This window comes from Microbulbifer mixtoriginis (SeqCode), from assembly GCF_052467515.1.
Window position 1 is genome coordinate 2,737,525 of sequence record NZ_CP174314.1, and the last position, 14,228, is coordinate 2,751,752.

11 protein-coding genes are annotated in these 14,228 nt (G+C 46.5%); 3 read left to right on the forward strand and 8 right to left on the reverse strand.

All coding sequences use genetic code 11. The annotated features are described in order from the left end of the window. Positions 1–149 precede the first annotated feature (149 nt). The 3 genes from ACJJIT_RS11605 to ACJJIT_RS11615 all read right to left on the reverse strand — a co-directional run bounded on the left by ACJJIT_RS11605 (position 150) and on the right by ACJJIT_RS11615 (position 3,742). On the reverse strand, positions 150–410 hold the full coding sequence (locus ACJJIT_RS11605) for a hypothetical protein (protein ID WP_444898485.1): 261 nt from the start codon (positions 408–410) through the stop codon (positions 150–152). Between the two features lie 81 nt (positions 411–491). Further along, complete coding sequence (locus ACJJIT_RS11610) at positions 492–1,022, reverse strand: alpha/beta fold hydrolase (RefSeq protein WP_444898486.1); 531 nt, start codon at positions 1,020–1,022, stop codon at positions 492–494. 437 nt (positions 1,023–1,459) lie between these two features. After that, complete coding sequence (locus ACJJIT_RS11615) at positions 1,460–3,742, reverse strand: TonB-dependent receptor (RefSeq protein WP_444888703.1); 2,283 nt, start codon at positions 3,740–3,742, stop codon at positions 1,460–1,462. A gap of 387 nt (positions 3,743–4,129) precedes the next feature. Between ACJJIT_RS11615 and ACJJIT_RS11620 the strand changes: the two genes are divergently transcribed. The 3 genes from ACJJIT_RS11620 to ACJJIT_RS11630 all read left to right on the forward strand — a co-directional run bounded on the left by ACJJIT_RS11620 (position 4,130) and on the right by ACJJIT_RS11630 (position 5,871). Then, positions 4,130–4,486, forward strand: a complete 357-nt coding sequence (locus tag ACJJIT_RS11620; protein ID WP_444885317.1) for a hypothetical protein — start codon at positions 4,130–4,132, stop codon at positions 4,484–4,486. 333 nt (positions 4,487–4,819) lie between these two features. Continuing rightward, a complete protein-coding gene (locus tag ACJJIT_RS11625; RefSeq protein ID WP_444898487.1) occupies positions 4,820–5,452 on the forward strand; it encodes a LysE family translocator in 633 nt (210 codons plus the stop codon). 62 nt (positions 5,453–5,514) lie between these two features. After that, positions 5,515–5,871, forward strand: coding sequence for a DUF4870 domain-containing protein (locus tag ACJJIT_RS11630; protein WP_444888700.1), 357 nt, complete (start codon positions 5,515–5,517; stop codon positions 5,869–5,871). A 189-nt stretch (positions 5,872–6,060) separates the two neighbouring features. On the opposite strand, the gene ACJJIT_RS11635 is transcribed toward ACJJIT_RS11630, so the two are convergent. From ACJJIT_RS11635 to cobN, 5 genes are all read right to left on the reverse strand, one after another. Next, entirely contained in the window at positions 6,061–6,810 is a 750-nt protein-coding gene (locus ACJJIT_RS11635; RefSeq protein ID WP_252085495.1) for a M12 family metallo-peptidase, read from the reverse strand. Positions 6,811–7,033: 223 nt separating this feature from the next. Beyond that, positions 7,034–7,711 carry a hypothetical protein gene (locus tag ACJJIT_RS11640; protein ID WP_444885319.1) on the reverse strand — a complete coding sequence of 226 codons (678 nt, stop codon included), beginning with the start codon at positions 7,709–7,711 and terminating at the stop codon, positions 7,034–7,036. A 494-nt stretch (positions 7,712–8,205) separates the two neighbouring features. Next, positions 8,206–9,027, reverse strand: a complete 822-nt coding sequence (locus ACJJIT_RS11645; RefSeq protein WP_252085493.1) for a zinc-dependent metalloprotease family protein — start codon at positions 9,025–9,027, stop codon at positions 8,206–8,208. 246 nt (positions 9,028–9,273) lie between these two features. Beyond that, positions 9,274–9,888, reverse strand: a complete 615-nt coding sequence (locus ACJJIT_RS11650; protein WP_444898488.1) for a hypothetical protein — start codon at positions 9,886–9,888, stop codon at positions 9,274–9,276. Positions 9,889–10,277: 389 nt separating this feature from the next. After that, on the reverse strand, positions 10,278–14,228 hold the full coding sequence (cobN, locus tag ACJJIT_RS11655) for a cobaltochelatase subunit CobN (protein ID WP_444898489.1): 3,951 nt from the start codon (positions 14,226–14,228) through the stop codon (positions 10,278–10,280).

Below are 14,228 nucleotides of genomic sequence, written 5' to 3' on the forward strand. Positions count from 1 at the left end.
ACCATGAAAACCGTCCCACCTATTGGTTCAGGCTTAATTTGAAAATTACCCTATTTAGGGGCAGCACATTACCAGATCAACCCTGAGCACATTTAAAAATAAAAATTCTCACCAAAATTGAGCCCGGGATTCTTTAATAGCATCAAACTTTAGTTTGATGTCCTACGTCCCAGGCCTTCTTCTGGGGAAGCCTTAACTTTAGATAAAAGTTGATTCAGCTCTTCAAGTACAATCCACGGATCGGTTTCATCGTACAGATGCGAGGAGTATTTCATAATTACATGCTTGGCGTTGTCACTAATCTTGGTGAGTTCAATTTGCGACTGATCCCAAGTCCTGTTATAAGCATCTACATCTGCATAACTCATTTTAGTCTGACGAATTGCGGTATGTGGCAACCCTCTACTCATAACCGTGATTGGAATCTCTTTCTTTAACTTATAACGCTCTGGTTTTGATGCAGACTCTGCAAAATCTTCGAAGGAATGCTTTTACTTTTCCCACGCCATAATCCACTGCATCGTTGCCCAGCCCTCCTTGGATAAAGAAGACTTCAGGTTTCCGTACCAGGATTCATGGGCGGAATCCACAAATAGAAGGGCAGACACCCTACTGGGGTTTTCACTTGCAAATGCCCTTGCTACTAAACCACCAAATGAGTGGGCCACAAGAACTACGGAATCCCATTTTTTAAACTCCACGAAGGCCTCAAGCTCAGCAGAAAGCGCATCCATCGATCTAACTTTTGGAACAGCATGCACACTTTTTCCAGCTCCAGGCCGATCGTAGATACAAAGCATAAAATCATTAGAAGAGAATTTATGAAAGGTATTTTTATAGGTACTATGGGCATCTAACCCCATACCTGAAACCATCAATACTACTTTTTTCCCCTCACCCTCCTCTTTACAAAGATAGGATATTGAATTCCCTCCGATGGTAACAAACTCATATTTATGCTCATCATGCGCCCAAACTGAGCAACAAAGAACACTGAGAAGAAATGCGGTATAAATTTTCATAATCTTCCTTGGAATTTATAGCTTACATAATATCTACGGTGAGTATCGGCACCCAAACTATTGTCAAACCAGTAACTCCTATCCCTCATTCACCTAAATCAAATAACACTATTTACCCGACACAGACGTAGTTCTTAATGCTGCATATTTAACTGAACAATATGCCTGCCGAAAGAACAACTCGTACAACTTACCAATTTATCCAGCAACATCTACAGGCACTATCCCAGAAAAACTATGCCAGGGAAATCACTATAATATTTACTTTATAAGAGTCTCAATAATTGCTAGGGACAATAATCAATCTTAATAATGCTGAAAGTTCGACCAATCCAGGCATTTTATAGACAAGTGGCAAGAAGGCAGGCATAAAAAAGCCGCACAATAGGAATTGTGCGGCAAAGCTCAGAAAACCTGCGGGAGAGGTTTGAGTTAAACTAGAAGTCGTAAGCGATGCTTAACTTGATATTGCGCGGCAGGATATAACGAACATTGGTTGCCTGAGGATCCCTTGGATCTCCCTCGGTAATGCCCTCCTCATCGGTGAGGTTATCCAGTGCAAGCTGAACGGTAATATCGCTTAAGTAAGCCACTGCTCCAAAATCAACCTTGGTATAACCCGGCAGCGTCACCGAGTTTTTACTGTCATTGAAACGATCACCTACTCGGCTTACGCCACCAAACACTGCCATATCAATATTGTTGATCGTGAAATCGTAGTTCTGGCTTAGGCGTACTTGGTACTCGGGCTGGCGCATCACTTGATTGCCTTTAAAGTCACCACTGGTGATTTCTGGCTTCTGCAAAGTTGCATTCAGGCCCAAAGTGAAGTCACCCCAGTGGGCCTTGCCATCCAGCTCAAGACCCAACGCCTCTGTTTCCAGGCGGGCGCATGTGGTGCTACCAATAATGCAATCAGGCATTCCCTGGGTTTCATTGTAGAAAAGGGTGGCAAACAGCGAGTAGTCTTGATCCTGCAGCTTGTAGCCCAGCTCATATTGGTCGATATCGATAATCAGATCGGAACCCGCGCGGAAGCTCTCGCCAAACTCGCGATAATTATCAAAGTCCGCAAATTTGAAGCCTGAATTTATACGGAAGAAAGCCCCCATGTTCTCAGCGAAGGCCCAATCTACTGCAGCTGTATAGGCAGTACCCTCTTCATCCGCCTTATAGGTGTTAAAAATACCATCACGAACACCTTCATCTACTGAGTAGTTTGTTTCACGATTTGCAGAGCGCACACCCAAATCAAAAGTGAAATCGCCCAGGTAAAACTCACCTGCAATGTAGAATGCGTTTTCTCGGGCATCACCTACCGCTTCAAGATCATGGCTCCAACAGAGAACTGGGTCGAGTTCTTTATCATCACAAGAAATATCGCCAGCAACTTGCTCACCATCATGGCCTAGCACATAGTACGCTTGGTTTCCAAGACTCCACCACTCATCAACTTCCCAACTAGAAGTGTAATAGCCTGCGGTTACCTTAAAGTCATCCCACTCTTTGGCTAGGCTGATATCGTTGGTCGTTGCCTCAATATCTTTTCGTACTACCCAAGCACCGAATTGCTGCAACAAAGTATCATTACTGACCTCAGCCCCAGACACGGTAGTAGCTGAAGTCACGCTTGTACCATCGTCGTATCGCAACTCACTGGGTAATACAGGACGACCATTGGGAACAAAGCCTAAAGTATCGGCATTACCGCTGGTCAAACCAAAACGCTCAGTAAGACTCCAACCATTGCCCAGGTCCAGCTCAAGGTAGGCACCAGCTACGCTGCCGTCCCAACCACGGCCTTCTCCCATATCAAAAGTTTCCCAGCGCGTTTCAGAGCCACCATTTCCGTCGGCCTGGGAAATGGGTACTGAAACCTTGCGATTGCTGGGACCCACTTGGGTGTAGTCAGTTGCCAGGAAGGAAGCATTTGGCAGATACCAGGTGCCAGTATCTTTAGTATCTCGTACGTAGAAACCGGCTTTGCCGTTGTCCATCTCTTTAGTCAGGTGCAAGGTGAACTGGTGACCTTCTTCCGCATCAAAACCGGCATCGCGAATACCGGGAGAAGAACTCACATACCCACCCATCATGTAGTACACATCTTCGCTGAGCTTCCCGGTCAGAAGGGCATCAGCCCTTTGAAGGTCATAGTCCGAAGTGGTGTATTTAAAGCGACCCTCGGTCTCTTCGGTCCCCTCTTTCAAAATGAAATTGGTCGTGAGGCCCGGCTGGCCGTTAGAGTAAACCGGGTTAGGGCCACCGCGCAGGCCTTCTACGCGCTGGATAGTCTCATCCACCCGGAATAGAGAAGAGTTTTCCATGAAAGAAAGAGTCGGTGCCGGGTAAAGTGGCAAGCCATTCATAGAGACCGTAACAAACGGCGCGTCACTGCCGCCCGGAAATCCCCGTACATCAATGTTTGCGCCAGATACCCCGCCAGAGCTTTCAACCCAAAGACCTGGGATAGACTTCAGCAAATCTGCAGTACTAGACGGGGAAGCTTTACCGATTTCATCGTCACTCAGGGTTGTGATTGAAAAGCTCGCATCCAGCTTTTTTATACCGGCACCACCTGGGGTTCCCGTGGTGATCACTTCCTCAATCACCCTATCTTCAGACGCCAATGGTGAAGCGGCTTCCTGGGCTGTGGCATAGCCCCAGAAGCCCAGCTGCATGGCCCCAAGAGGTATAGCCAGCGCTAGAGGATTCTTCTTCATTAAAACTTCCCTCTCATCGTCATTCTTATTGGATTTTGAGATGTGTCTGGTACACGCCAATGCAAACGATTGCAATTTATGTACCCGTCCTGTGAGACGACACTTTGGAACAACTATAAAGCAGGATTGCAATCGATTGCAATGCGGGTGACAGGGTAATTTGTGGCCATTTCCTGTATTTGGTCATATTTGCTAAGGAAGTAAGATTCCGCCAGACATCCTCCCGGTGAAGTGAGCAGACGCTGCCACAGACCCTAAGACGTATTTATTGCTTTGAAAGGGGTCAATGCGTTTCTAAAGTAGAATTATGCGAATGTACGGAAGGAATCCTTGTTGTAGCTGACAAGGATGCATTTAGAAGTTCAGTGCCACCATTGAGGGCTCAAAATGACCAGTTCTTCATGTCATCAGGCGGACAACCACTCCCATAAGCACGGCCCCCACTGCGGGCATGCCGCTATACGGCATGGAGACCATGTTTGTTATTTGCACAATGGCCATCTACACCATCCCCACCATGGCCACTATGATGAGCACGTGTTGGAAGTCAGCAGCAAAAATCCCGCGAGCTGCAACCCTATCACTACCAGCACACACGCCACTCATGTCCATGGGGAAAACTGCGGACACGAACGTATTCCCCATGGAGATCACTTCGATTACCTGGTAGATGGACACCTGCATCATGTACACGGTGATCACTGTGATGATCATGGCCCAGTGGAAATGATACAGGAGCAGTAGGGGCCTACTAAGACGCTGAGGCGGGGTTGATTGTGCGAAGAGCCAAACAAACTTAAGGTTACACTATCAACCTAGCCTGCTTTCGAAGAAGATGAATACCCCTTTACATCCAAGAGACCCACAAATAAATACTCTTAATAAAGGCTCATTTTCTGACTTAAACCCAAGACTCCGATTATCTCCCCAATAACCCTCCTCTCCAGATAACTACGCTGCATCATCTGAAGCAAAAGTACAATTTGCATTTCCTCATAACATGACATTACTTTTCAGGGGAAGTACTGATCCCAGGGTTATAATCCCCCAGCTACAAGTCCCCTAGGAGCTTTCTTTGTGCCCGAGATTCATATTTTGACCGCCTTCCTTGGTGCATCTGCCCTATTGGCCATCTCACCAGGTCCAGATTTAGTATTGATATCGACCTACTCCGCCACAAGAGGTTTTTTGGCTGGATTTTTAATCGGTTTGGGGATTTTCATTGCAGGACTTATTCAAACGCTACTCGTCGCATTTGGCCTCAGCCAAATAATGCAGGCCATGCCATTGGTCGCCATAGTAGTAAAAACTGTCGGAGCCCTCTATCTTGCCTGGCTTGGATTTAATCTATTGCGTAGCTGGCGCGCCAACCTCTCTGTTCAGAACACTAAACCTGTAACAGAAAGGCTAACTCCATGGCAGCTCCTCAGTAGAGGCCTGATTAATAATTTAATGAATCCGAAGGCGCTTTTATTTTTTAGCTTGTTCTTACCGCAGTTCACCACAAGTACAGAGCCCCTTATGCCCCAAATATTACTTCTTGGCATTCTGCTCAGTACCACAGCCCTCATAGTCAATACAATATTTTCTCTTTCATTTAGCCGGTTGGGACATGTATTTAAACAGCCCGCCGCATTTACTCGACATTCGGAGGGCATCCTGGGGGCTATCTTCCTCGGCCTTGCCGCTCGCTTAGCAACTGAACGCTAGCCGGGTGAAATTCATCCATATTAAAGTTTACATGAAACGTAAAATTGCAAGAGAAGGCATTAATGGATAGTTATAAACCATGGGGACTAGATAGAAATACGTTTCTAATGCTCCTACACCTGAGTCAACTGGCCTGGATTATTATTCCTGGTGCAGGCTTTGTATTACCAGTCATTATGTGGGCAACCACAAAAGATCAGGTTCCAGAGATTGACAGGCATGGAAAGATGATCTTCAACTGGATGATCAGCCTGTTTATTTACTCTATTGTGAGCACTATTCTTATCGTTCTCGGCGTAGGTCTTTTGGGGTTGATCGTGCTCGCTTTAATCAATGTAGTTTTTATTCTTATTGGGGCCATCCGAGCCAATGAGGGCGTTTTTTGGCGCTACCCACTCAGTATTCGCTTTTTTCAATAAGTTATAAGCTCGCCTGGCTCGGACATACATAGCTTAAGTTGTATCCGCGCAATTTTAGCGACTAACAGTCGTCAAATAAAAAAGCCGGGGTTTTCCCCGGCTTTTTTCTAGTCGAAGACTAGAGGTGCAAGCTTCTGCCACTAAATATAAAATGACGGCTTGCTTTGATCATATAGATACAGCGAGCTATTAGTAATAACCTGCAATATCATCTACGATCGGGCCAATTGCGCGGTACGCATTGGAGATATCAACACCATTTCTTCTTTCACCACAAGGTAAACCATCACAGGCTACCCAATCCGGATCTGAGAAAATATCAAACTGGGTTGTAGTACCGAATACATGTGGATAAGCCATAATCGTGGTAAACCTATTTTGTACACCATGGCCATAACCATAGGAGTACACGCCAGGAGTACCCTGCTGAGCAGTAGAGTGACTCAGGCCCATATTGTGGCCAAGCTCATGAACGAAAGTGTTGTAGCCACAGTCTACGGCAGTGATGCTATAAGCTTGATCACGGGTAGAAGCATACATTGTGCCATTGCTACCTTGACCAACCCAGGCGATACCACAAGTGGTATAACGACCATCAGTTTCGGCCATGCCCAACAAAATGATCATGTCCGCTTTTTTTGAAGCACGCCAGTTCTGGTAGCTGCTACTGGCGGTGATAGTATCGATGTCACTTTCTGTAGGGCGGCGATCTGTGGAGGTTCTCGCTGTACCTACCAAGTTTAGCTGAATATCAACAAGGTTATTTTTAAAAGAATTATTGGCATAAGCAATATACTGATCAATTTTTGCAGAAATATCGCCAGTATAAGCTGCCGCTTGATCTGTATATACGATGCCTACATCAACAGTTTCAGCCTGTGCAAAACCGGAAACTGCAGCAGCTGCAACGGCAGCAGCTAAACTTTTTTTGAGACTCATTGTAGTCTTCCTTTTTTATATAATTAATGCATGTACTTTTTGGCAGCTGCAAAAATTGATCAACTGCCAACATGACATGCTTTTGCACCCTAACCCGCAAAGAAACTATCCTTTTTTTCCAACCTATCGAGAAAATAAACTCTTAATATTTACGGGTTACATATAGACACATCCCTTGTCGACCTAAAGATTTGAAACTATGCATCTCTCATCTTTAGATTCTTTACAGCTCATCTTCAACTAAAAGATCGCCGCCTTCTAACTTCTTCCCTTGGGACGATGGCTTTCTACGTAGATCACCGTTTTCTACATGACCCTGAATTAAAGCCCCATTAGGCGCAATCCATGCAAAACCATCTTGTGCCTCCATAGTGTAAGAGCCCGATGGCAGGTTCAGCTGAGCATAAACCACATCCTTTCCTAGCGTTATTGTGGCCCCAAAGAGGCGTGCATGCCCCGGAAAGTTTAATTCCAAGCTTTTGTTTCCACTCGCGTGCTGTTGAATACTTCCAACTTGAGCATCGTAGTCACCTTCCACTCCAGGAAGATCCATATCAACATATTCGCCTATCTCTAAATTCCTTAACATATCCACATTAAGCTCAAGATAAGTTTCACCCTTGAGATCTTTTGGTAGGCGACCATTTTCATGAAGTACCTGCTTAGCTAACTCTGACTCTTCCCAAAGAATATTTTCAACTTCTTCCAGAGGCTCATCCACTGCAGATGCCTCACCTTCAACAACTTCATCCAAAGAGTCTTCTACAGGAAACCTATCAATAGCCAGTTTAGGCTCTGGAATTTTTGCGACCTGTCTTTCAGTATTAGACTGCCCTTTAGACCAAAAATAATATCCAGCCCCTAGCAAGATCACCAAAATAGGAAATATCAACTTCTTCACAGCTCAGCACCCCAACATTCATTTATTAAAATAACACTCCCGAAACCCCCAAAGCTTCAGAAGAAAATTTTTTTCTCGCAATATCAACCAGAAAAGGTTACTTCCAGACATTCTCGCTATCGCCCAGACTCAGACGAAGAATGGTATCAGGACCTCAAAATATTTTTTTGAAAACACTTCACAGATAAGAAAAATAAAAAATGATCGCAACTGCAGCCGACAACAAAATCATAAAAAACTGCAAACCTCATCGCAACCAACAAGTATAAGTCCTTAAAAATATTGAGAAGTTCATCCACTTGAAGAGCTTAAATGGTTATAAAGCTATAACCAAAAAAAAGGATGCGATAAATTACACCAAAAGATAAAAAAGACACCTGTAGAACAAGTCAACCAAAAAGTTAAAGAACAAAAAAAGGGAGGGCAAAGCCCTCCCCAAAACAATGGAGTTAACGGTCAATAACTTCTCAATAGATCAAGAGAGTAAAAGTAGATTAATAATAGCCAGCTACATCATCAATAATCGGCTCCAATGCTCTATGAGCATCAGCCCGATTTCTCTCGCCACACGGTAACCCGTTGCAGATTTTGCCTGGATCAGAAAATGTATCTAGTCTTTCAGCGCTTCCAAATGCAGATGGATACGCCATAATAGTGGAGAAACTGTTATTTACACCGTAACCAAGTCCCCAACGGTAAACATAACCACTGGTATCACCTTGTTGGCGAGAATGAGTCAGCCCCATGTTGTGGCCCAGCTCATGAATAAATGTAAGATCAGTACCCCCACAATCAACTGCGGTCAAACTATAGGCCAAGCGCTTGGCACTAGGATCCATTACACCGTTACTACCTATTCCACCCCAGGCTACTCCACAGCGGGTACCAAGAAAGCGTCCATCTTCCCAAACTTCTTCGCCCTTGCCTAACAGAGCAACCATGTCGGCTTCAAAAAGTTGACGCTGCACCCCAACTGGGCCGGGAGCAACTTGCGTAATTTCAGCGTAGGTCGGCGTACTATCCTCGGCAAAGTACTCAGTTAAGCCAGAAAATTCATTGAGGTTGTCTCCATTAATGAGGAGGTCCTCCTTGGAATACTCTCTTGAGTCTACCAATTCCAGCTGAATATCCAGGCCATTATTCTCGTAGATACGGTTAGAAGTACTGATCAGATTATCAACCATTACGGAAATATCACCAGTATACTGAGCCGCAGGGTCGGTATACCAAACCGCAATTTTTATCGTCTCCGCACTTGCCGCCCCAGAGATGGTAAGAGCCGTTATTGCGGCAGCCAAACTGTTTCTTAGCTTCATAGCAGTTCCTTTTATTATTAAATTATTTACCCCAATCTTTGTGATCCAATCAATGAAACCGGTTACATCTTTGGTCAAACTGATCAAATCACAAAATGCACTCGCCTTAACTGAAAAATAGATTACTCCCTACTCTCTTTTCCACCTGTAAAAGCAATCGCTTCTGGCAGTAACAGGCACTTCAAGCAGCACTCCCTTTGCTGCTAGCCAGGTAAGATAACTCCTACCCCAACATTAGATAAATTCTTACTTTAATTTTACCTCTTCCTCCAAGTGACTCCTGGTTAAATCTTTTTTCGAAGCCACCCAAGCATAATTTCCCTGCGCCTCTAGGGAGTATGAGCCTGAAGGCAATGTTAAATTACCATATACCGAGTTTTTGCCAATTGTGAAATTTACAAAATACACGCTACCATAACCAGGCAGGTTCATTTGTACACTTTTATTCCCACTGGCATGCTCCTGGACTTTATCCACCTGGGCATCGTAGCTTCCCTCCACTCCAGGCAGTTCTATATCAACATAGTCTCCAATAGATAAATTCTTCAGAGCTTCCACATCGACCTCAAGATATGTCTCTCCATTTAAATCGATCGGCAAGCGTCCTGATTCACGTAAAACCTGCCTTGCGACATCCGATTCTGCCCACATTAAGGCACTATCAGGGTTCGCCTCTTGCTCTTGGGCGGAAGGCATCTCTACCACTTCTTCTGTAGATTTAGTTTCAGTTGGAACAATTTTCTTGGAGGGAGGTGAGACTGGTTTTTCAGTAATCGGTTGTGGGCTATCTGTTTGACTCTTTGCCCAGAAAAAATACCCTCCCGCACAAAGGAGAGCAATCAGTGGAATTATTTTTCTCATTAGCTTCTCACTGCAAAATATTTATGCTAGTTCAGAAAAAATCTCAATGGTGCTGATTACTTAATGAGCTACAGCAAAACCGAGACTTAACCTTTCCTAACATGGACCACTATGCTGAGACGCTTAATGCTAATTTCCACGCAATTAATTTTTCAGAATTATTTCACAAAAATGTCATCCCTGTACGGGTAGCCTGTGAGTGTTCTCTGACTTTACCTGCTGGATACGAAAAAATATCGACAGGTTCCTGAAAAATGACAACAACATTAGCTTAAAATTTTTTCTGCCAAAAAAGAAAAAGCCAGCAACGCTGGTAAGAATTGCTGGCCTTAACTGATCAAAAAGTGACTTTAGGATTGGCTTTTATCGCCACGGGTAACCCCCAATGCCTAGACATGGGTCACTCGCAGCCCTCCCCCCTCAAAAAAGCGCTCAAAAAATACGCTAATAAATCCAGTGATAACAATTGCCAACAGTAATAACCACAAGAAGTCCCGGGGCTTATCCTGAGCTGCGGGCTCTTTTACTTCTTCTAGTTTCTGCCCACTAACTTGCTGAGACGCGGGAGCGCTGGCAGCGACATTATCTACCGTCTGGCCACTCACAAGCGGGGCAAGACCAAATCCAAGGGCCTGCTGATTCACAAAGTCAGTAAATTTCTCATTGTCTGTTGCTACGTCGTGCTGGTTGGCGAGCTCGGTGTAAGTCTCCACCATTTTCCTTAGCGTTTCTGCATCGGCAGGCCAGTAGCCTTTGCGCACAGCCTCCAGCATACGCTCCAGCATTTGTGCCAGGGCTTCCGCATTGTGCTCCTCAAAGAACTCACGCATATCCATTTGGTATTTATCCTCCACGTAGACCTCAAACATCTCCTGCCATTGGTCGTCGCGGATGGTTTCCGGAGTCATCACCTCCCAGCCCCACATGTTGTTCACGCGATCCAGGATTGCCGTTGCGCCGGCATAGCCGGATTCCTGCATCGCCTCAATCCAACGGGGATGGAAATAACGGCTACGCATTTCCTGATTGACAAATTCTCCCAGGGTCTGGGTTTTAATGTTGTCCTTGCGACGCAAGTTGGAGACATACATTTCGGGTGTCTTACCGTCGAGATTGCGCACCGCAAGCCCCATACCACCAAAATACTGGAAAGGGTCGTCATTAGTCATCATTGCGTAGAGATTGGTGGAGCGCGAGAATATCACTCCATCGGTACCGGAAAGCACCTTGCTATAAAGTGCAACATTGCGCTGGTCCTCGCTCCAACGGGACTCATCCTTGCCATAGGCAAACCCCATGCGGCGCATATACAGATCGGCCAGCTTGTCGTCTGTCTCCCAGCTGTCGGAAGCCAGGCTGGCACCATTCAAGCCGGTACCGTAATTGCCACTTTCATTGGAGAAAATGCGTACAGAGGAAAGATAGCGGGCATCTTCTTCGGAACTGCCTTCTTCCTTTAGTTGCTTTAATAAGGCCTGGCTGTGGCGATAAACAAAGTTGTTCTCCTCCTTCATCTGCGCCACTTTATCGATGGCTTCCGCCAGCCACAGCATCACATTAGGGAAAGCATCGCGGTAAAGGCCCGTAGCAGAGATCACCACATCGATACGAGGGCGCTTTAGCTCTGAATAGGGAATCACCTCAGTTCCAGTAACATTGCCCTGCTGATTCCATTTGGGCTTGAGACCCAGCGCATGCAGTATTTGCGCTTCCAACGCACCCTGGTGACGCATCGTCTCCAGGGACCAAAGGGAAAATGCCAGCTTATCCGGGAAACGGCCATGTTTTTCCCGATAGTCGGCAATGGTCTGCTCCATCAGTTGAACACCGGCCTCATAAGCCTCCTTGGATGGCACCTTAGCCGGGTTGAATCCAATCAGGTTGCGACCGGTAGGCACTGCCTGCGGGTTACGAATAGGGTCACCCCCATAGCTCACCGGAATGTACTCACCGTCGAGCGCCAACATCAAGTTTTGTAGCTCGGCGATACCGGCAAAGTTATCGGCATACTCCCGACCCTGCTGCAGGTGATTTTGCAGCTCTTCAGAAAGTTCCGGCAATTGGTGGCCAGCCAGGTAGGCATTTAACAGCTGATAACCCGGCTGTGCTTCTAAGGCGACTACATTGCGTTCATCCAGCAGCTGCTCCGCCGGCAAAGCCAGGCCCTGCTCCTTCTCATATTGGCCAGCAGCTGAAATATAGTTTTCACCCAGCATTTGCAGCATGGTGCTGGTGAGATGCTCTGACTTGGGCAGCTGACCAAAACGATGGATACCCAGTGGTTGGCTCATTTCAGCCAGTTGGGCCAAGTGGTCCTGAAGACGACTGAGATGGCCATCGAAATCAGCTTGCAAGGTTTCAGCGCTGATTTCCAGATCCTTGAGCATATTCAGCTTGTCCGCCAGGGTGATAATACGCTCCTGGGTATTCAGCCGGGTTTGCCCTTCTTCCAGAATCAAGTAATTACCAATCAACTCAGAGAGTTCTGCCACTTCGGCATAAAGACCCGCTTTAGCGAAGCCTGGTGTTAAATGGCTGATCATCGTCGCACGTCCGCGACGCTTGGCCTGCATAGCTTCGCCTACATTATCAATAATGTAGGGATAAAATACCGGGATATTACCCAGAGCCAAATTTGGGGCGTCGAACACAGAGAGCCCGCGCTCCTTACCGGTTAACCATTCCTGGGAACCATGTGTTCCCAAGTGAATATAGGCATCGGCCCCGAAAGTTTTGCGCGCGTAGAGATAAACCGCCAGGTAGGCATGGTTTACCGGCGTTTTCATATCGTGATAGAGGGAGGCGTGATCTTTGGCATTATCCGCGCGCACCCCCTGCGGCAGGACAATCAGGTTACCCAATGTCATACGTGGGATCACAAACGCCCGCTCACCATTATGGTCTGCCAACATGACGTTATCTTCCGGCTTACCCCACCGCTCCACAATGGGATCACGCACAGAGGCCGGCAAACGATTAAACCAATCGACATAGGTGGAAAGTGGCATCCAGTCCGCCAAACCTTTATCAATCAGTGCCACGCTGTCTTCACGGCGATAATAAGGGCGTAGCAATTGGCCCGCCCAGGCAATCAGGGTCTTGGAGTCCTGCTGTTCTATTTGATAGCCACGCTCCGCCATGGCTTTGGCGATAGACTCAATAGAAGAAGGGACATCGAGGAAGGCCGCACCAATATTCTTCTCACCGGGAGGGTAGTTCCAGATAAAGGTAGCCACTTTTTTCTGGTTGTTTTTTTTGTAGCCAAGAGAGGCATGACTCCAGGCGCGTTCCACCAACGCATCGAGCTGGTCTGTCATTACAACCTTATTGCCACCTTCACTTGCGGCAACAATTACCGGATCGATACTACCGGTGTCTTCAGGCATCACCAGGAAGAATGGAGTTAACGAAGGAGAGACCCCACTATTATCGGCAAGATAATCCACTTCACTGCCCTCGGTATAGTTCAGGGCATGAATCACCGGGACACCCAACTTTTCGAACTCCGCGCGACGTTTACTCACATAATGGAGTGAGCGGTAATTGATCATCAGATCAACACGTGTTTGCCCCGCTTCGTCTTGAAGTAAATCCGGATAGGAAAGCGGCAGATCCTCACCTTCAAAGAAAAAGGCAAAAGCCTTAGCACCTTTTTCTTCCAGGCCAGCCAAGATGGCATCTACAACCTGCTGCTGCTCGTAATCCACGACTGAGCGATGGATAGCCAGACCTATAACCGGCTGCTCTTCGGATACCTGCAGCCAATTAAAGAAATCCCCTTCGCTGTCAGTCACCAGGCTTGGCAAACGCGGATGATAAAAACCCACTTTAGGCACAATAATTGGATCGACTACAGGCTGCTCAGAGAGGCCAAAGACGTTGGAGGAGAGGAACTGCATCAAGTGCCGGTAGTTCTGACGCCCAGCATTATTGAAATACGCAGCGATGGATTGGTGCTGTTCAACAGTCAGCCCCTGGTTCATGGAGGCGTTATCGGCATCTCCCAGGGAAAGCACAGGCACGTTGGAGAACTGGGTTAACAGCGGCTGGTATTTTCCAAACATAAATTGGGAGAGTGCCGGATTGATACCGTCAAGCATCACCAGGCTGGAGGAACCCCAGGCCTGCGCTATTTGCTCTTCACTCTTCCCTTTGCTGTTAAATATCTCCAGGGTAAACGGCTGGTCCGCAGCCAAATCAGATAACAGCTCCCCCTTGGCTTTCGCGGTATGGCTGGACATCATCAGCAAAACTTTGGGTTTATCGTTAGCCTGCACCATCATCGTAGTGAAGGCTATTACGACGAAGCATGCCAATTGCATACAAACCTTCTTCAACAT

What these genes read in the sequence shown, in the direction of transcription:
- ACJJIT_RS11605 (WP_444898485.1), bottom strand. Translation starts at nt 410, where the DNA reads ATGAGTAGAGGGTTGCCACATACCGCAATTCGTCAGACTAAAATGAGT.
- ACJJIT_RS11610 (WP_444898486.1), bottom strand. Translation starts at nt 1,022, where the DNA reads ATGAAAATTTATACCGCATTTCTTCTCAGTGTTCTTTGTTGCTCAGTT.
- ACJJIT_RS11615 (WP_444888703.1), bottom strand. Translation starts at nt 3,742, where the DNA reads ATGAAGAAGAATCCTCTAGCGCTGGCTATACCTCTTGGGGCCATGCAG.
- ACJJIT_RS11620 (WP_444885317.1), top strand. Translation starts at nt 4,130, where the DNA reads ATGACCAGTTCTTCATGTCATCAGGCGGACAACCACTCCCATAAGCAC.
- ACJJIT_RS11630 (WP_444888700.1), top strand. Translation starts at nt 5,515, where the DNA reads ATGGATAGTTATAAACCATGGGGACTAGATAGAAATACGTTTCTAATG.
- ACJJIT_RS11635 (WP_252085495.1), bottom strand. Translation starts at nt 6,810, where the DNA reads ATGAGTCTCAAAAAAAGTTTAGCTGCTGCCGTTGCAGCTGCTGCAGTT.
- ACJJIT_RS11645 (WP_252085493.1), bottom strand. Translation starts at nt 9,027, where the DNA reads ATGAAGCTAAGAAACAGTTTGGCTGCCGCAATAACGGCTCTTACCATC.
- ACJJIT_RS11650 (WP_444898488.1), bottom strand. Translation starts at nt 9,888, where the DNA reads ATGAGAAAAATAATTCCACTGATTGCTCTCCTTTGTGCGGGAGGGTAT.
- cobN (WP_444898489.1), bottom strand. Translation starts at nt 14,228, where the DNA reads ATGTTGAAGAAGGTTTGTATGCAATTGGCATGCTTCGTCGTAATAGCC.